Annotated in this window: 14 protein-coding genes and 1 riboswitch; of the genes, 4 read left to right on the top strand and 10 right to left on the bottom strand. The window is 38.2% G+C overall.

Features of this window, described 5'->3' with window-relative positions:
• Nucleotides 1-2: 2 nt before the first annotated feature.
• The 3 genes from folB to uvrB all read right to left on the bottom strand — a co-directional run bounded on the left by folB (nucleotide 3) and on the right by uvrB (nucleotide 3,581).
• A complete protein-coding gene (folB, locus tag ACQV18_RS01120; protein ID WP_428874125.1) occupies nucleotides 3-353 on the bottom strand; it encodes a dihydroneopterin aldolase in 351 nt (116 codons plus the stop codon).
• Between the two features lie 8 nt (nucleotides 354-361).
• The gene (gene folP, locus ACQV18_RS01115) at nucleotides 362-1,354 is read right to left on the bottom strand and encodes a dihydropteroate synthase (protein WP_428891840.1); all 993 of its coding nucleotides are present in this window, start codon (nucleotides 1,352-1,354) and stop codon (nucleotides 362-364) included.
• A gap of 75 nt (nucleotides 1,355-1,429) precedes the next feature.
• Nucleotides 1,430-1,522: riboswitch (THF riboswitch) on the bottom strand.
• A 61-nt stretch (nucleotides 1,523-1,583) separates the two neighbouring features.
• Nucleotides 1,584-3,581: an excinuclease ABC subunit UvrB gene (gene uvrB / locus ACQV18_RS01110; RefSeq protein WP_428892408.1), complete on the bottom strand. Its 1,998-nt coding sequence runs from the start codon at nucleotides 3,579-3,581 to the stop codon at nucleotides 1,584-1,586.
• Between the two features lie 186 nt (nucleotides 3,582-3,767).
• On the opposite strand from uvrB, the gene rpsT reads away from it, so the two are divergent.
• Nucleotides 3,768-4,028, top strand: coding sequence for a 30S ribosomal protein S20 (gene rpsT / locus ACQV18_RS01105; protein ID WP_428874128.1), 261 nt, complete (start codon nucleotides 3,768-3,770; stop codon nucleotides 4,026-4,028).
• Between the two features lie 163 nt (nucleotides 4,029-4,191).
• On the opposite strand, the gene ACQV18_RS01100 is transcribed toward rpsT, so the two are convergent.
• Both ACQV18_RS01100 and holA read right to left on the bottom strand, forming a co-directional pair.
• Entirely contained in the window at nucleotides 4,192-5,169 is a 978-nt protein-coding gene (locus ACQV18_RS01100) for a diaminopimelate dehydrogenase (RefSeq protein ID WP_428892407.1), read from the bottom strand.
• 15 nt (nucleotides 5,170-5,184) lie between these two features.
• Nucleotides 5,185-6,204, bottom strand: a complete 1,020-nt coding sequence (gene holA, locus ACQV18_RS01095; protein WP_428874130.1) for a DNA polymerase III subunit delta — start codon at nucleotides 6,202-6,204, stop codon at nucleotides 5,185-5,187.
• A gap of 130 nt (nucleotides 6,205-6,334) precedes the next feature.
• Here holA and ACQV18_RS01090 point away from each other — a divergent pair, with 130 nt between their 5' ends.
• Nucleotides 6,335-7,066 (top strand): gamma-glutamyl-gamma-aminobutyrate hydrolase family protein, encoded by a 732-nt coding sequence (locus tag ACQV18_RS01090; RefSeq protein WP_428874132.1) that lies wholly within the window; start codon nucleotides 6,335-6,337, stop codon nucleotides 7,064-7,066.
• A 50-nt stretch (nucleotides 7,067-7,116) separates the two neighbouring features.
• Here the strand turns inward: ACQV18_RS01090 and ACQV18_RS01085 are convergent, their stop codons facing one another.
• Together ACQV18_RS01085 and ACQV18_RS01080 are read right to left on the bottom strand one after the other, a co-directional pair.
• A complete protein-coding gene (locus ACQV18_RS01085; protein ID WP_428874133.1) occupies nucleotides 7,117-8,328 on the bottom strand; it encodes an FtsW/RodA/SpoVE family cell cycle protein in 1,212 nt (403 codons plus the stop codon).
• A 63-nt stretch (nucleotides 8,329-8,391) separates the two neighbouring features.
• On the bottom strand, nucleotides 8,392-9,243 hold the full coding sequence (locus tag ACQV18_RS01080; protein WP_428875498.1) for a YihY/virulence factor BrkB family protein: 852 nt from the start codon (nucleotides 9,241-9,243) through the stop codon (nucleotides 8,392-8,394).
• 158 nt (nucleotides 9,244-9,401) lie between these two features.
• Here ACQV18_RS01080 and ACQV18_RS01075 point away from each other — a divergent pair, with 158 nt between their 5' ends.
• Nucleotides 9,402-10,085, top strand: coding sequence for a histidine phosphatase family protein (locus ACQV18_RS01075; RefSeq protein ID WP_428874135.1), 684 nt, complete (start codon nucleotides 9,402-9,404; stop codon nucleotides 10,083-10,085).
• Between the two features lie 80 nt (nucleotides 10,086-10,165).
• On the opposite strand, the gene ACQV18_RS01070 is transcribed toward ACQV18_RS01075, so the two are convergent.
• Complete coding sequence (locus ACQV18_RS01070; protein WP_428874137.1) at nucleotides 10,166-11,911, bottom strand: ABC transporter ATP-binding protein; 1,746 nt, start codon at nucleotides 11,909-11,911, stop codon at nucleotides 10,166-10,168.
• Nucleotides 11,898-13,640 (bottom strand): ABC transporter ATP-binding protein, encoded by a 1,743-nt coding sequence (locus ACQV18_RS01065; RefSeq protein WP_428881909.1) that lies wholly within the window; start codon nucleotides 13,638-13,640, stop codon nucleotides 11,898-11,900. Before ACQV18_RS01065 ends, ACQV18_RS01070 begins: the two co-directional genes overlap by 14 nt.
• A gap of 333 nt (nucleotides 13,641-13,973) precedes the next feature.
• Between ACQV18_RS01065 and ACQV18_RS01060 the strand changes: the two genes are divergently transcribed.
• Nucleotides 13,974-14,927 carry an NAD(P)-dependent oxidoreductase gene (locus ACQV18_RS01060; RefSeq protein ID WP_428874139.1) on the top strand — a complete coding sequence of 318 codons (954 nt, stop codon included), beginning with the start codon at nucleotides 13,974-13,976 and terminating at the stop codon, nucleotides 14,925-14,927.
• Nucleotides 14,928-14,997: 70 nt separating this feature from the next.
• On the opposite strand, the gene ACQV18_RS01055 is transcribed toward ACQV18_RS01060, so the two are convergent.
• The gene (locus ACQV18_RS01055; protein WP_428875495.1) at nucleotides 14,998-17,892 is read right to left on the bottom strand and encodes an insulinase family protein; all 2,895 of its coding nucleotides are present in this window, start codon (nucleotides 17,890-17,892) and stop codon (nucleotides 14,998-15,000) included.

The following is a 17,892-nucleotide window of genomic DNA, read 5'->3' as shown; positions in this document are numbered from 1 at the left end:
CTCTATCCCTCCAATTCAATTTCGGCAGAATCTAAAATACCATCGATGGGTAATTGTAATTTGCGAACATTGACTTTGACCTGACTAATTAGTTGTGGATTGGATTGTTTTATTAAATCTAAAAGGTCAAAAGCAACTGTTTCAATCAAGTCGACCCGTGTTTTTTTTATATATTCAGCAACTAGATCATAAAAATGCGCATAAGAGACTGTTTCATTTAAATCATCTCGCGTGAGACTGGCCTTCATGGTCACCGTCAGATCAACAGCGATATTTTGACCTAATTTCTTCTCTTCAGGAAAATAGCCAATATGCGAATAAAAACGCATGTTATTTAATTTTATCTTAAACATAACTCCTCCTATTTAAGTGGATAAGCAGCAAAATTTGTATCCTCTAAGCCATCAGATAAGCGCAAGTGGTTACCAATTAACGAAGCAATCCGGTGAGAGCTTCCCACATGAACCCTAAGCATTTCGATACCCATAAAAGCAGCGATAGCGGATAAGGCAGCAGAGCCTTCGTCTCTTTGTTTGAATCCTTCTTCGGTTTCAACATCTACATTAAAGCCAGCTTCTTGCAGGGTGTTTTGAATAAAGCGTTTACGAGAAACCCCTAAGAAGCAGGTAAAGCCTTTTTGGTGAATCCGATTGGCTTGATGGATTAATTGGTAGTTCTCACGTTTAGTTAAACCAAAGCCGATTCCTGGGTCAAGTGCGATGCGGTCTTTTTTGATACCCGCTTCAGCCGCATACTTTAAAGACTTATCAAAATACTTATCCATCAATTCAACAGCGTCCATTTTGGCAAAAGCGTCCAATTCTGCTTTGCTAAAGACGCCTTCTGCTCCAAACTGCGGAAAGACCTTGGCGGAAGGATGGTCTGGACGGACAATTACTGGATTAGCCATCACAATGACACCAGCTTGAGTTGGTGCAATCACTGAGGCCATGCGCGGGTCACCTAAAAGTCCAGTAATATCGTTGATAATATCGGCTCCGGCTGCAAGCGCTGCTTGAGCAACCTCAGCTTTCCAAGTATCAACTGAGATTATTACATCAGATTGCGCTCTTAGGGCCTTGATAACTGGGACGACACGTTGGATTTCTTCTTCTACGGCCACATAAGTCGACCCCGGACGGGTAGATTCTCCTCCGATATCAATCATTTGACAACCTTGCTTAATCAATTCCATCGCTCGCTTACAGGCCACTTCTAGACCAAACCATTTTCCTCCATCTGAAAAAGAATCTGGGGTCACATTGACGATTCCACAGAGAATGGTCGGGTCGCCATGCTTAATCTCACGATGGTTAAAGCGAAAGACTGGCTGTTTTTTTGGATTTACTTGCATGTTTTACTCTCCCCACTTAGATAGTTTGACTCAAAAAAAGAGCACTCTTCAAAAGAGTGCCCTCCACAAGATGAAAACAGCGGAGGCGATTATCTATCGCGTGAGAATCACTTCGTCTTCTAGCGACATCCCATCTAGAAGCACTTTACGTAAATAACCTACTCTGTTTTTGAATTCCCTTATATTGTAAGAGAATACATTAAAAATTACAATGTTAGATTTTTATTACTTATTTTATCTTGAAATGCGCTTTCAACTCCATCATTAAATCACGCGTCTCGGCTGCTTTTTCAAAATTCATTTCTTTAGCATAAGCTTTCATCAACATGGTTAAACGCTCCAGCTCTTCCTCTCTTTGCATCCGAGATAGTTGTTTGAAATCTAGTAAGACATTTTCTTGACGATCTTCTGCTTCCACATCGTGAGTGATACGAATTAAGTCGCGAATATCTTTTTTGATAGTCGTCGGTGTGATACCATGCTCTTTATTATAAGCTGTTTGAATTTGGCGTCGTCTTTCTGTCTCATCAATCGCTTTTTGCATAGAATTAGTGATGCGGTCTGCATACATAATTACGCGACCGTTTTGGTTTCGAGCGGCTCGACCAATTGTTTGTACCAAGGCACGTTCTGACCTTAAAAAGCCTTCCTTGTCCGCATCTAAAATCGTCACCAGTGATACCTCAGGGACATCTAGTCCCTCTCTTAATAAGTTAATCCCGATTAAGACGTCAAAAACACCTAATCTGAGATCACGGATGATTTCCGTTCGCTCCAAAGTCACAATATCTGAATGCAGATATTTGACCTTAATATCCAATTCCCTTAGATAATCGGTTAAGTCTTCAGACATTTTTTTGGTTAAAGTCGTTACAAAGACACGTTCATTTCTTTCCACTCTTAAACTAATTTCGGAAACTAAATCATCAATTTGTCCCTTAATCGGTCGAACCTCTATAACAGGATCCAAAAGACCTGTTGGACGAATAATTTGTTCGACATATTCATGGTTGGTATGTTCTAATTCATAAGGGCCTGGTGTGGCTGAGATATAAACAATCTGATTAATATGGTCTTCAAACTCATTGAGTTTAAGTGGACGATTATCCACAGCTGAAGGTAGACGAAAGCCGTATTCAACCAACTGCTCCTTACGCGCCCGGTCACCATTATACATCCCACGAATCTGCGGCATGGTAATGTGGGATTCGTCAGCAACGATTAGAAAATCATCAGGAAAGAAATCTAATAGCGTATAAGGTGGCTCTCCTGGTGCACGCCCATCCAGATGGCGCGAATAGTTTTCAATGCCTGAACAATAGCCCATTTCCAATAACATTTCAATATCATAGTTAGTTCTTTGCTCTAGTCGCTGAGCTTCTAATAGTTTATTCTCAGAGCGTAAGACTTCTAATCTTTCCTCTAATTCTTGACGAATACTTTCAACTGCTCTTTGCGTTTGTTTTTGATTAGCTACGAAGTGGGTAGCCGGATAAATGGGATAGTGTTCGACATCCTTTTTGATTTCACCTGTTAAAACATCTACTTCACGGATACGGTCGATTTCATCACCGAAAAACTCAATCCGAATGACTTCTTTATCTCTTGAAGCTAAAAAGATTTCTAGGACATCGCCACGGGCTCTAAAGGTTCCACGTTGAAAATCAATATCATTGCGAACAAATTGCATGTCGACTAAACGAGCCATCACTTGGTCACGGGCAATTTCTTGACCTTGACGTAAAGAAAGTACATGCTCACGATACATGTCCGGATCAACCAAACCATAAATACACGACACTGAGGCGACTACTATCACATCGTCTCTTTCTAATAAAGAAGAAGAAGCTGAATGACGCAACTTATCAATTTCGTCATTGACACTGGATTCCTTTTCGATATAGGTATCAGAAGATGGCACATAGGCTTCTGGCTGATAATAATCATAGTAGGAGACAAAATATTCGACCGCATTATCAGGGAAAAATTCTAATAATTCGGAATATAATTGACCCGCTAGTGTTTTATTATGAGCTAGGACCAATGTTGGTTTATTGACTTCTTCAATTACCTTAGCCACTGTATATGTTTTACCCGTACCAGTAGCCCCAAGTAAAATCTGCTCTTTTTTCCCTGCTCTTAAACCAGCCGCTAACTCTTTAATTGCCTGGGGTTGGTCACCAGCTGGTTCATAAGGTGATACCACCCTAAATTTATTACTCTTCAAAAACTCGCCTCCATTTATGCTTTTGCTCTTAATAAATTACACAACTTTTGCTTGTCTCACAAGTTCAATGCTTATTAAATAATCTGACTTATTTTTATTGCAAGTTGACATTGTCTTCTGTATAATATTTCTTGTTGACTAAGTTTTCAGACTTAGACTAGATTTATTGAAAAGAGGTGACCATTCATGGCCAATACAGCATCAGCAAAAAAACGTACACGTCAAACTGAAAAAGTTTCTAGCCGTAAACGCACTCAAGTTTCTGCTTTAAGAACTGCAATGAAAAAAGTTCGCGTAGCAGTTGAAACGGGCGAAGGTGATGTTCAAGCATTATACCAAGCCGCAGTTAAAGCTATTGACTCTGCCGCAACTAAAGGCTTAATTCATCACAACAAAGCAGCACGTGATAAATCTCGTTTAGCTAAATTAATTGCATCTGCTAAATAATAATTGAGCTTCCATTGGGAGCTTTTTTGTTTTACTGATTAATCAGACCAAGCATCCTCGTCAATCCTTGTTTGATTAGGGGCCTAACAACAAGCCGATAAATCTTGTTACAGACCCTAATCGAAAGGTTTTAAGAAGGATGCTTTTTATGTTGAACTTCATTTTATAGATACTGATTAAGTAGTTCTTGTCGACTGTGCTTGCTTAAATAAGACACTGGAACATCTAATTGTGTTAAGGCTCCTGATTTTCCTTCACTAGCTAAACGGTAAACCGCTCTGGCATAGGCCAGCAGTAAATGGGCTTGATTAAATCGAGGGTGATTAAAACTTAAGCTCAAATCATAAGTAGTAAGCTCTTGATTGTCTGAAAGGGTCCGAATCAGCCGACCCGCTTTGGCTTCCTTTGAAAGCTTGGTCATCTGATCACTCGAAACAAAATTTATATTCCTTTCAACTTGAGAAAGATAATTAGGTAAGGCCTGTACTTGATCATGAATCCTGTCAGGATTCACTCCCTCTTCCAAAACTAGGTAAGCCACTCTTTCTTGATAGTCAGAAAAACGCAAATCAGCACCTTCCCCTTTTAAAATGGCTTGTATACTTTGAGGAGAGGCTTTGATATATACACTTGCTTGGGCTACTCCTTCTATGCCAGCCAGTGTTTCACTCATTTTTTGACTCCATTCATTTTCGATAAAACGATAATTAGTTGCTTGAGGCATCACAGCTTCTGCCAATAATTGATTGATTGTATAAATACCAGGATTCCACCCTACACCTATCACGGCTAATTTATGGTGAACCTGACTGATAGAATCGATCGATTTTAATAAAAGAGCTGGCTTAGCATAAAAATTATATGTATCCACTAAATTAAAATGAGCCGCATATTCCGTTAGATTATCAGGATTATCCTCAGTAGTACCCCTACAGACTAGCAAGACATCAATAGACTCTTTAAAGTGAAGTGCTTGTTCCATGGGATGAATAGGCAAAGACTGCAAGGCTTGTGGGAAGTCCTGCTTACTTTGCCGGCTAAAGATATGTTGGATAATTAAGTCTTGGTGTTGATCCATAACTTCCATAATAGCTTGACCCACTTGATCGAAACCTGCGATGGCTAAGCGAATTTTTTGCATAGGAACCTCCTTTAATTAAAGTTGCATGATTTTGGTCAGGATCAGATAGAAAGACGTATCCTTATTGCCTAAACCGGTTTTCATTTGGTAATCAGCTTGAATGAGTTGTAAATAAAGCTGACTAAGTTCTCCTATTTGCATGGGTCGACTGGCTTGAAGGGCTAATTTCACTCGATAAGGATGGACAGAGAGTGTTTGAGCTATTTCATCTTGCTTTATTCCTTGCATTTGTAAGAGTTTAACTTGTAAAAATAAGCGAAACTGCGAAACGATTAAGGCATGTAGTTGAATGGGATCGTGCTTCATTAATATTAAGTCTTGATAAATTTGAATCGAGCGATCAAGCTTGCGGGCTAGTATAGCATTGGTCAATTCAAAGACATCTGAAGCTAGGCTGCGTGTGACTAAAGAATTTACCACTTCCAGGGTAACCTTTTGACCACTTTGAGCAAATTGTTTCAACTTCTCCAATTCAGCCACTGCTTGACTCAATTGATAATCTACACGTTGTAACAAAGCCTTTTGAGCTTCTGTAGTCATCTCAAAATCAGCACTTTGAATATAACTTTGAATAAAGGACTGAACAGCCGCTTCTCCTAGAGGAGAAATATTAATATAAGTCGTCTCTTTCAGGAATGCCTTAGTTAATTTTCGCCTTTTATCCACTTGATCATGAGGGACGATAAAAAGAATACAAGTAGCGGGATTAGGATCCTTCAAATAATCCAACAAGCGCTTTGTTTGACCATCAGTCATTTTTTGTTGAGCTTGGCTGTTTAGAAAATCTACTTGGTCCACTATAATGAGGCGTTGGTCGACAAAAAACGAATAACTTTCTGCTTCATCTAAAACAGTGTCAATGGATACTTCATTAGCATCAAAGCTAGAAAGGTCTAGTTCGCCGGCCAAATTTTCAATTTTTTGAGCCAGAGCTTGTCGAAAATTTTGTTGAAGATAGACTTCACTGCCTTGAAGACAGTAAACATTATCAATCTTACCCTGAACTAAAGCCTGTTTTGCCTTTTGAAAGTCCATAATGCCCCTCCTCATCCTCTCTCATTAGTGTACCAAATATTTTATGCTTTGTATGCTATAAAGCCTTTTAACTTGCAGGCACTTTCTTGTATAATAGGAATATCATTATAGTCGCAGAAAGGAATTTATTATGCAACCAATCATCGCAATTACTGGTAGTATTACACCCATTCAAAACGACCCTCGATATGCAGCCTTCGATGCTACTTACACCCCTCACTTTTTTGTAGAAGCTATTATTGAAGCGGGAGGGATTCCACTCGTTCTACCCATCAATAACCAATATCCAATTGAAGCCATTATTGACCGTATAGACGGTCTGATCCTAACTGGTGGACAAGATGTGGATCCACGTTTTTATCAAGAAGAACCTCATTTAAAATTAGGATCTTTAAATATCGACCGTGACCACCATGAATTAAAATTAATTAAACATTTTATGCAAGCTGGCAAGCCAATCCTTGGTATCTGTCGTGGTATGCAATTAATTAATGTTCTTCAAGGTGGGAACCTCTATCAAGACCTCAGCTTGTATCCAGAATGGGCTATTCAACACGTGCAAAAATCAGAATTAAACCGTATGACCCACCGGGTTAAAATTGATCCCAATTCCCGTTTAAGTAATTGGATGGGAACTGGTGATTACGTCAACAGTCTTCACCATCAAGCCATTAAAGAGCTGGGTAAAGACTTAAAAGCCATTGCCTGGTCAGGTGACCATCTGGTTGAAGCCATTGAATCCACTGATCCAAATGTGGATATTTTAGCTGTCCAATGGCACCCTGAACTCACTTACAAACATCAAGAAAGCAGTCGAGCTATCTTTAAAGATTTGGTAGAACGGGCTAAAAATAAGCAGTAATTTTTAATTAATCAAACAAAAACGAATCCTGCATAGGATTCGTTTTTGTTTTAGTATTGCTTACGATCACCGTACATATAAGGGTCAGCTTCTGAGAACATATAGGATCGGTGATGGTAACGCATAGAGAGTATCAGACCCACTCCGACCATATTAGACAGTATGGCCGATCCCCCTTGAGAGATAAAGGGTAATGGTACTCCCGTAATTGGCAGTAAACCGATAGTCATGCCCACATTCTCTAGAACGTGGAAAAGAATCATGGTAATAACTCCTGCAGAAATATAAGTATAATACTCATTTTGAGTCTCAAAACAAGTTTGAACCATTTGATAAATCAAAACAAAATAAATCACCAGAATAATCGCCGCACCAAAAAAACCAAAATTTTCACCAATAGTCGTAAAAATAAAGTCTGATTCACGAACCGGAACTGGCACTTCGGAAATGCCAAAGCCCTTACCATAGAGTTGACCAGATCCAATCGCTAAGATCGATTGAACCAGTTGGTAAGATTCACCTCTGGTGTCTGAGAAGGGTTCTAACCAAGTAGTGATCCGGCCTAACTGATAAGGTTGGAAGCCGATTTTCAGTAAGGCATCTGGGAATAAGACGGCCAGTAAGATTAATCCCCCACCAACAATGAAAACAACTGAAAAAGCTGGAAATAAAATTTTCCATGAAACACCGGATAAAAGAATCAATCCAGCGATAATAGACAGCATGACCAAGTTAGTTCCCAAGTCATTTTGCATTTGCACTAATATTAATACAGGTGCGGAAGCCAATAAGAGTTTACCAATCAAGATAAAGTCGCTTTGAATCGTTCGATTAGTATTTTGATTATTGTGTTCGGTTACCAATCGTGACAGATAAACTATCAAGGCTGGTTTCATCAACTCTGAAGGTTGAAAAGATAAAGAACCTAATTTGAACCAAGATTTAGCTCCCGTCATGATTGCTGTTTGGCGATCATGGAAAAAAAGGACGAGCACCAGTAAAAACAGACCAATACCGTAAAAGTAAATAGATAATTTCCAATACTGTTCACTATCAAACTGCATAACGATAATAACGACCAGAGAACCTAAGGCGTACCACAAGGCTTGTTGTAAGGTCGGCCCGATTCCTTGGTTGGAAATCATTGCGGTAGTTGCATATACAACGGCTAAGCCCACTAAACATAACAACAAAACAGTTAAAACAATGCCATAATCAATTCGATTTTCTTGATAACTAGCAATTCTTCTATTTATTTGCATTAATATTTCTTCCTCCTTAAGGATAAGACTTAATCGATGGATTTGATAGATCGAATCATTTCATTAAAGTCTCTTATTAACAGCCTTAAAATCTAAAGTTAAAACATTTATAAAAGCGCCGATAAAAAATATGAGACAATTTAGATAAATCCAAAACATGATGACTAAAATTGCACCCAAGGCAGTGTTACTATTAAGTGATTGATTAAATTGAATAATGGTTCCAAATAATTTACCTAAAAGAGTAAACGTTAATACAGAGAATAAGGATCCTGGAATAGCTTTAGTATATTTTAATTGATGATGCGGTAAATAGGTATAAACAATCACTAGAAAAATAAAGAGGAAAAATAAAGACCCCCAACTTCCCCCTCTTAACCAAGTAAACAAAAAGCTCAAATCACTTCTTAAATACTGGTCAATCCAAGTCAGTAAATACTCACCGAAAGTAAAAATAAAAGTTGAAACTAAAATAACTAAGACGCTGACTAAGGTAAAAAGATAGGCAAATAAGCGTTGAATCAAAAAGTGTCTCTTACTCTTTACCCTATATATTTGATTGAGCACTCTTTGCAAGGCATTAAACACATTGGAAGCAGGCCATAAAGCTAAGACTAAACCAATTGGCACCCAGCTAGTAGAAGCTGTTTGATAGTACTGTTGAATCATTGGGATTAAGGACTTAGCCACTTGTCCAGGCAAAGAAGTTCTCAAAAAGACAATGACCTCTTCATAAGAATAAGGTAAGAGCACAATCAAGTTGGAAAAGGCTAAGAGAATAGGAACAACGGCTAAGAGAATAAAGTAAGAAACTTCCGCCGCGTATGAGCCAAAAGAAAGCCCATCAAGCTGCTTTTTTATTTTGACAACTAAGCTTTTGATTTGGTCTTTAGACTTGGTATTTAACAACCCCATTTAGGCTACTCTCCCTTCTTATAACTTCTATAGATTACCATAATCATTGAGTAATTGCACTTGAATGTCTAAGCAAAATCGATAAATTCAATCGGATTGCTTAGACAATAATTGGCAATAAGGTTATAATTAAAGAGAATAAAGAACGGAGGGAATTTATGTCTAACGGTGTTACTTTTTACTTTATGCGGCACGGTGAAACGATATTTAATCACAATGGTCAAGTGCAAGGTTGGTCCGATGCCCCCCTAACTGCTAAAGGAATTGAGCAAGCAAGAGCTTCTGGTCGTGGCATTGCAGATATCCATTTTGATGCGGTTTATTCCAGCGATTTACACAGAACGCAAGAAACTCTCCGCTATGTTCTGGATGAAAACCATCACAAAGACCACTACGAAATCCAATTAATGAAGGAATTACGGGAAGTCTTCTTTGGTTCATTTGAAGGTCAACCTGCTTCCAATCTGTATGATGCAGTGGATGAGCATTTATTGGCCGGTGGTATTGACGTAAAAAAAATGGATAAACCAATTGAAATGCCTAAATTTCTAAAGCTAGTAAAACATTTAGACCCTGAACATTGGGCTGAAAATTATGTTGAATTTTGGGATCGGATTGAATCAGGACTTTTAATTCTATTAAATAAGCATGCGGGAACTAATCAAAAAATATTGATTATGAGCCATGGCATGGCCATTAGCAATCTAATTCACGGTTTAGTGGCAGATTTCGAGAGTGGACAACCCCTATCTAATTGTTCCCTATCCATTGTTGAATATCGTGACGGACAATTTCGTTTAAACGCCTTTAATCAAACTGAGCATTTTATCTACGATAAATAAGTCAGCCATTTTATAAATTAATCCTAAGCAATAAAAACACCGGGGCATTTACCCGGTGTTTTTGCTTGAGAATTTAGAAACTAGGAAACCTTAGCCTGCATCCGATACATTTCGGCATACTGTCCATTTAAAGCCATCAATTCATGATGGTTGCCTTTTTCTTTAATTTCGCCATTATCCATCAAAATAATTTGATCGGCATGCTGAATAGTCGATAGGCGGTGCGCAATGATAAAAGTTGTCCGACCTTTTTGTAGCACTTTCATGGCTGCTTGAATGATCGTTTCAGTCTCAGTGTCAATATGTGAAGTTGCTTCGTCTAAAATTAGAATCTTAGGATCAGCAGCCAGGGTACGCGCAAAGGAAATTAACTGCCGTTCCCCGGAAGAAAGGGATTGACCTTTTTCAACCACTACTTCATCGATCCCCTTTTCTAATTTAGCCATCATTTCTTTGGCCCCAACTTGTTCGATAGCCTGCATGATCTTTTCTTGGCTGATCTCCGGATCATTCATAGAGATATTACTAGCAATGGTTCCTGAGAAAAGGTAGGGCTCTTGTAGGACGATGCCCATATCGGCTCGAACACTCTCACGCGAAAAGTCTTGAATATCCTGGCCGTCAATCAGAATCGTTCCATCTTGTGGATCATAGAAACGGAAAATTAAATTAATTATCGAAGATTTTCCTGAACCGGTATGACCGACTAAACCAATTGTCTGACCAGGCTCAACTTCAAAATTAATATTTTTTAAGACTTTTTGATCGCCTTTATAGGCAAAGTTCACATTTTGAAAGCTAACACGCCCCTCACCCATTTCAAAGACTGCTGCTTGATCTTTTTCACTGGGGTGATCCATCAAGGAAAAGACCCTAGAGCCTGAAACTAAAGATTGTTGCAACATAGTCATTAAACGCACAATTTGTGTAATCGGATCAAAAAGGCGCGATACATAATTAATTAACACATATAATTTACCGACAGAAATACCTAAGATGCCCTCTAAGTATTGAGTTCCTAAATAGGTCACTACCAATAAAATACCCATATTTTTTAATAAATCAGCCAAGGACCAAGAGAGTCTAGAATCAATCTTTTGGGATTGGAGTCTTGATTGATACCATTCTTCATTGGTTGCTTCAAATTCATCATTGAGCATTTCTTCTTGTCCAAAGGCTTGAACAATTGTTACCCCTTGAATAATCTCAGCCGTTTTGCTGTTTAATTCAGAGATACTTTCACGCCATTTAGTATTGACTGGCGCAATTTTACGCATATAAATAACTTGCCAAACGATAAAAAGTGGGATGAATAAAAGAAAGGCTAAACCAATTTTTAAATTGACGTAGAGTAAGGCGGCATAAATACCAATGACCGTCATTAAGTTAATCAACATACGGTTACAAAAGTTTTGATAAAAGGACTGACGCAAAACTTCCGTGTCATTGACAATTCGAGCCGCAATTTTTCCAGCCGGTTTATCATCAAAGTATGAAACTGGTAGGGTTTGCATATGCTGATGGGCTTGATCCCTCACCTTTTTACTCAACTGATTGGCCACAAAAGCCATTAAAATATATGCAGAGTAAGAAAGGACTGCCGAAGAAACCAAAATCAAGACATAGCGAATGAAGAAGCTAATTACCTTGCCTTGTTCAATGATTTGATTATTACTGACTTGATTGGCTGCATAATCAATTAAATCTTTAGCTAATAAAGGAGCATAAACAGAAAGGCCGACCGAAGCAATTAGGAAGAAAACACCTAATAAAAATTTCCATTTAGCATACTTCAAATAGGACAATAAACGTTTAAAAGTTTCCATTTTCGCCCTCCTCCATTAGTTGATTACGATACTGTTGGTAATACCAACCTTTAGTTTTTAATAGTTCTTCAGGTTTTCCTCTTTCAATGATGCGCCCATCTTCTAAGACTAAAACTAAGTCTGCATGCGAAACAGCTGAAAGACGATGGGTAATGATAATATTGGTTTTATCTTGACGTGCTGCTTGAATATTTTTAATGATAGCCGTTTCGGTTTTAGCATCTACTGCAGACAAGGAGTCATCCATAATTAAAAGCTCCGGCTTACGAATTAAAGCACGGGCAATCGCAATTCTTTGTTTTTGTCCACCTGAAATGGCTACCCCTTTTTCACCGATTAAGGTTTCTAAGCCCTTATTCATATGGGCCATATCCTTAGTAAAATCAGCTGCTTCAATGGCCTCGTTCAGCTCCGCTTCTGTCGCATCAGACTTTCCAAAAAGAATATTGTCTTTGACTGAGCGAGAGAAAAGCACATGGTCTTGAGGAACATAACCAATCAAACTAGCTAATTGTTCAAAATGATAATCAGCAATCGGATGGCCGTTAATCTTTAAGGATTCAGGATCTTCAACAGGATACTGGCGTAAGAGTTGTCGCACTAAGGTCGACTTACCTGAACCGGTTTTGCCAACAATTCCTAAAGTTTGACCCGCCTTTAAAGAAAAATTGATGGCTTGAATAACTGGCTCTTGATCATCAGGATAGGCAAACTGAAAATCTTTGAAATCAATTTGTTCAATCTGACTAATCGATCGGTCGCCTTCTTTGCCAAAGAGATCATCAGCCTCTTCGATTTCTTGAATCTTACGGTGTGAAACTTGACCCTGTTGATAGATCGCAATCAAATCAGACATCCCCCAAATCACTTCATTAAACATACCGAGATAAATTTGGAAGGTAATCAATTGACCAATTGATAATTGGCCTTGGTTGACGTAGTATGCCCCTAAGGCCAGACCAATCCCTGTGGAAAGGCCAGAAAAGATACGAGCAGAAGGTCCAAAAAAACCAAATAAGAAGTTCATCACATTGGTTTGTTTGACAACATCTTTGGTTCTTTCTTGAAAACGCACCTGCTCTAAGTCTTTCTTTCCATAGGCACGGATTACGCGTACCCCATCAACTGTTTCAAGCACTTCGTTAGACAATTTAGCTACCGCATCGCGGCTGGCTTCATAGCGTTTATCGGCTTCTTGTCCTAGGAAATGAATGATCACCCCAAAAAGAATTAAAGGAATAATTGATATTAAGGTCAATTTCCAGGAAATAGTAATAAACATGACTAAAAGAATTGAAATCAGCCAAGATCCATCTGAAATGATAATTAGAAAACCATAAGCTAATGTTTCCCCCAAACGATCTATATCTGAAGTCATCCGCGTCATTAAATCACCCGAGCGGTAATTTTCATAAAAAGGTAATTTTAAATAAGTGAGTCGGCGAAATAATTTTTGACGGACTTGCTTGGTGAAAAGTGATGAACGACCAAAAAGAATCACCAACCAAGAAGCCTCTACGATATAATTTGATACAGCCGCTACTGAGAAAACGGCTAAATAAAAAATTAAAGTCTTTGAATCTAAAGATTTTTTGACAATGGCATCAATGAATAATTGAATAATATAATTGGGAACGATAGCTAATAAGCCTGATAAAATGGCTAGTAGGCCGCCAATGAAATAAGCCATTTTATGTTCCTTAATAAATTGATATAATGCTGCTAACATCTCTCTCCTTCTTCCTAGATCCTTTCATAATAAGTAAGCATAAAAGACACCTATTTAAGGTGCTCCTTAAATAGGTGTCTTTTTGCATAATGACAGACTCCTAGATCAATTAGCTAGTGAGTCTTCCTATTTATTATGAAAGGAGTTTTTGTGATAATTAAATGAAAGACAAATAAGTTCATAGTGTTCATTGTTTTAACTCCTTTCTAAATTTAATGAATCTATTGTATACCTTTTCATATAATCTGTAAACACTGATTTCATTTTATTTGCAATTAATTGTCAATAGCGTATCGTATAATTAGAGTTACTATTTAATTAGGAGGTTTATTTATGAAAATTGTTGTTCTAGAAAACTTAAAAGTCCCCCAAGAACGGATTGAAGAACTGGCAAAACCTTTAATAGAAGCAGGCCATGAATTTAAATATTACCCTGAAAAAACGACCCATCCAGAAGAATTGATTGAACGCAGTCAAGGGGCAGATATTCTTACCTTAGCTAACAATCCTTTGCCTGAAGAAGTTTTAGACCAGCTAGATCAGGTGAAATATATCAATGTGGCTTTTACTGGCGTCGACCATATTCCTTTAATCAAAGCCAAAGATCGCGACATTTTAGTTTCGAATGCCGCTGGCTATGCCAATACAGCCGTCGCTGAATTAGTCCTAGGGATGACGCTTAATTTATTCCGTCAACTCAAGGCTAGCGACCAAGAAGTAAGAATGACCGAAGACTTTCCTGGTATTCGGCAAGGCTCTGAAATTAAAGGCAAGACGGTAGGAATTATTGGAACTGGAAAAATTGGTAAAGAAACGGCTAAATTATTCAAGGCCTTTGGCGCTAACTTAATGGGATTCAATCGCAGTCGTGATCAGGAATTAATCAATATGGGAATGGATTACTCCTCCTTAGAAGAATTACTAGCCAAGAGTGATATCATCACTATCCACCTTCCACTTAACCGCGAAACCCAGCAATTCTTTGGAAAAGATCAATTACAAGCTATGAAAAAATCAGCCGTTTTGATTAATTGCGCTCGCGGTCCAATCATTGATAGTGATGCCCTAGCCCAAGCCTTAAAGGATGGAGAGATTGCTGGAGCCGGAATTGATGTCTTTGATAGCGAGGCACCTCTTCGTGAAGACCACCCGTTGCTAACCGCACCAAACATCCTACTGTCTCCTCATGTTGGTTACTTTACCCATGAAGCGATGGATTTAAGAGCTCAAATCGCTTTTGAAAACATCTATCGTTATCTTGAAAATCAACCACAAAACTTAGTTTAATACTCCTTATAAAAAAGCACCCTAAAAAATAGGATGCTTTTTCTCTTTCAATTTGAACCAGTTAAATAGCTTAGTATAATTCATAGATTACATCGAATAAGTCTTTATCTTTTTCAATTTTCGCCTTATTACCAATAACTGCTAAAGTGTAATCTTGAAGTGCGTTTTCTAATCCATCTGCTAAATCATTTAGTTGCTCATTCGTTACTGCAATCATCTCTTCTTTTAACTGACTAATCATTCGATAATCTAAGCCAGTTAAATGCAAGGTGAAGGCTTCTACTCCTTTTTCGTGTGCTGATTTAGGACGTTCTAATGGTGAAAGACTGCCAATGATATTCTTAAGTAGCTCGCTTTCTGAAAGCTCTAATTGGCGCACATAAGCAGGAATCGCTAAATAACTTTCTACTGATTGGCGGATATTAGGATCACGATAGGACATCATATATAAAGAACCTAACCGATCATGACCATAACCAGAACCGTAGGCTCCACCTTGTACACGAATGGTATTCCAAAGATAGCCTAAATTCAATTCATTGCTCAGGACCTTAGAAGCACCTGAATACTGTAGGTGGTCACTAGCATCAGCCGCAAGACCAACATAGTTGACATCTTGAGCGGTGACAAAGGCTTCATTTTGTTTCTTGCCAGTTGGATAAGTTTGCAAAGGTCCTAAATCTTTTGATGGAAGCTGATTAAACGCTTTAAGCACCTTATTTTTAACCAAACTTGCTCGCTCTTGATTACCGGTATATAAAATGTTTAGACGGTTAAAGTTAAGAATTTTTTGATAGCTAGTCTTTAATTGGTCTAATAATCGATCGCCTTTTCCTTCTTTGAGTAAGTCACGGCATTCTTTTAAATAATTAAAGAAATCAATGCCTGAAGTCATTTGTTCTAATTTAAGAGCTGGCTTATACTGGCTCAGTGCGCGTTTAAGGGCTAAAACATGAGCCCCAAAGTTTATACGGTTTTCAAAACCGGCAATTAATTCTTGGATGATGCGTAAGATTTCTTGCTGATCTTCAATCAAGGTCGAAGTCATAATTTCTTGCATTAAGTCGATCAAATGATCGGATGAAGCTTCCAGTGCTTTTCCATTTAAGGCAAAATAGGTTTGAATACTACCGTCTAATTTGGGAACGATATCTACTGAGGCTAAGATGCCACCGGTGTGGGTATCCATTTGCCGTTGTAATTGATCAGAAGAATAGTTTTTTGTAGCAAGGCCTGACATCAACTTGGCTAATAATGAAAGGCGTGAGTATTCTTCGACTTCAAGATCACGAATATCCCAATAAAGCGATAAGTAATCAATGCCTGAGGTGAATTGGTCTGCATGATAAAACTTACCTTGACTCTTTTCAAGCGGATTAATTGTCAAAGGTAATTCTTCTGTTTCTGTTGTTAAGTCTTCCTTAGTTAACATAGGGATTTTAGCTAAATCTTCTGGTTTATCGACCGATACTTGACGTTCAATTAAGGCTTGAGTGGAAGCTACCAAATCTTCTACCTCTTGTTGAGAGAGTTGAGACTTGTATGCTTGTAGTTCTTGATCTTGCTTGGCTTCTTTTTGATCACTTAGTCCTGGACTTGCCTCAAGCGTGATTGCCACACGGTGGTTATTGTTTAACAATTTTTCTTCAATTAATTTTTCAAAGTAGCCCTCTTTGGCAAGCTTTCGCAATTCTGTTAACCTCTCAGAGAAGGAAAGAATGTCAAAAGGTGAAAAGTCGTACAACCAGGTTTGGTAAGCCGATAAGGTATAAAAAAGGCCGCGAGGACGTGATTCTGAAATGACTCTTTCTTTCAAACGGAAGCTAATTTTATTAATGGAAGCTTGAATAATTGCTGGATCAATTCCTTCATCAACCAATTTAGCTAAGGTTTCTTTAACAACCTTTTTAAAGTCCTCCATCTTATTAGCAGACGAGTACTTAGCTAGAATCATAAAAACTTCAGTATAACCAGGTAAATCATGACCTCCACTGATGTCGCCACCTATTTCCGCATCAAGGAGTGCTTTCTTCAAGGGAGACTGGTTATTACCGAATAAAATTTCTTCCAAAATTTCAAAGGCCATGGCTTCTAGTAATCTGTCAGCAGTCGAAACATGCCAAGCTAAACATAGATAGTCTTTGTCAGCTGGGTCATCTCCTTCAGTGATCGAATAGTGTTTATTTATTTCTTTTTGACTTGGCTCTTGGATATTAAATTTTAAATCTACAGCTGGTGTTTTGCCTTTTCCTGAAAAGTATTCTTCTAACCTCTCAAAAGCATGGTTGATATCTAAGTCACCATAAAGAACGGTTAATGAATTGCTTGGATGGTAATATTCTTGATGGTAGTCCACAAATTCTTTTTGGGTTAAATCTGTAATAGCTGATGGTAGACCACCTGATTCATATTGATAAATAGAGTCTGGATATAAGGATTGACTCATGGCATGATACATTTGATCATCCGGTGAAGCCATCGCCCCTTTCATTTCATTATAGACGACCCCTTTATAAATCAGCTCATCCTCAGCCTTTTCTAAATGATAATGCCAACCCTCTTGCGCTAAAATTTGAGGATTTTGACGGAAATTCGGTTCGAAAACGGCATCTAAATAAACGCTCATCAAGTTGCTAAAGTCTTGGTCATTCGTTGAAGCGACAGGATAAATGGTTTTATCGGCAAAGGTCATAGCGTTTACAAAGGTATTCATCGATCCTTTGATAATCTCTACGAAAGGTTCTTTAGACGGATATTTTTTAGACCCATTGAGAACTGAATGTTCGATAATATGCGTAATTCCATTGTCACTATATGGCGGTGTTTTAAAACCAATGGTGAAAGATTTATTCTTATCTTCATTTTCGAGATATAGAACTTGAGCCCCCGTTTCTTCATGGACATATAAATGTCCTACCGAGTGAATATCTGGAATGTTTTGACTTTCTATTTTGTTAAATGTCAT

This window comes from Facklamia sp. P9177, from assembly GCF_050409585.1.
GTDB lineage: Bacteria > Bacillota > Bacilli > Lactobacillales > Aerococcaceae > Facklamia.
The sequence above is the reverse complement of the archived record's forward strand: the minus strand, read 5'-3'. Positions and strand labels throughout refer to the sequence as shown.

Excerpts from the sequence above, each read along its gene's own strand:
- folB (WP_428874125.1), bottom strand. The coding sequence starts at position 353 with ATGTTTAAGATAAAATTAAATAACATGCGTTTTTATTCGCATATTGGC.
- folP (WP_428891840.1), bottom strand. The coding sequence starts at position 1,354 with ATGCAAGTAAATCCAAAAAAACAGCCAGTCTTTCGCTTTAACCATCGT.
- rpsT (WP_428874128.1), top strand. The coding sequence starts at position 3,768 with ATGGCCAATACAGCATCAGCAAAAAAACGTACACGTCAAACTGAAAAA.
- ACQV18_RS01100 (WP_428892407.1), bottom strand. The coding sequence starts at position 5,169 with ATGCAAAAAATTCGCTTAGCCATCGCAGGTTTCGATCAAGTGGGTCAA.
- holA (WP_428874130.1), bottom strand. The coding sequence starts at position 6,204 with ATGGACTTTCAAAAGGCAAAACAGGCTTTAGTTCAGGGTAAGATTGAT.
- ACQV18_RS01090 (WP_428874132.1), top strand. The coding sequence starts at position 6,335 with ATGCAACCAATCATCGCAATTACTGGTAGTATTACACCCATTCAAAAC.
- ACQV18_RS01085 (WP_428874133.1), bottom strand. The coding sequence starts at position 8,328 with ATGCAAATAAATAGAAGAATTGCTAGTTATCAAGAAAATCGAATTGAT.
- ACQV18_RS01080 (WP_428875498.1), bottom strand. The coding sequence starts at position 9,243 with ATGGGGTTGTTAAATACCAAGTCTAAAGACCAAATCAAAAGCTTAGTT.
- ACQV18_RS01075 (WP_428874135.1), top strand. The coding sequence starts at position 9,402 with ATGTCTAACGGTGTTACTTTTTACTTTATGCGGCACGGTGAAACGATA.
- ACQV18_RS01070 (WP_428874137.1), bottom strand. The coding sequence starts at position 11,911 with ATGGAAACTTTTAAACGTTTATTGTCCTATTTGAAGTATGCTAAATGG.
- ACQV18_RS01065 (WP_428881909.1), bottom strand. The coding sequence starts at position 13,640 with ATGTTAGCAGCATTATATCAATTTATTAAGGAACATAAAATGGCTTAT.
- ACQV18_RS01060 (WP_428874139.1), top strand. The coding sequence starts at position 13,974 with ATGAAAATTGTTGTTCTAGAAAACTTAAAAGTCCCCCAAGAACGGATT.
- ACQV18_RS01055 (WP_428875495.1), bottom strand. The coding sequence starts at position 17,892 with ATGACATTTAACAAAATAGAAAGTCAAAACATTCCAGATATTCACTCG.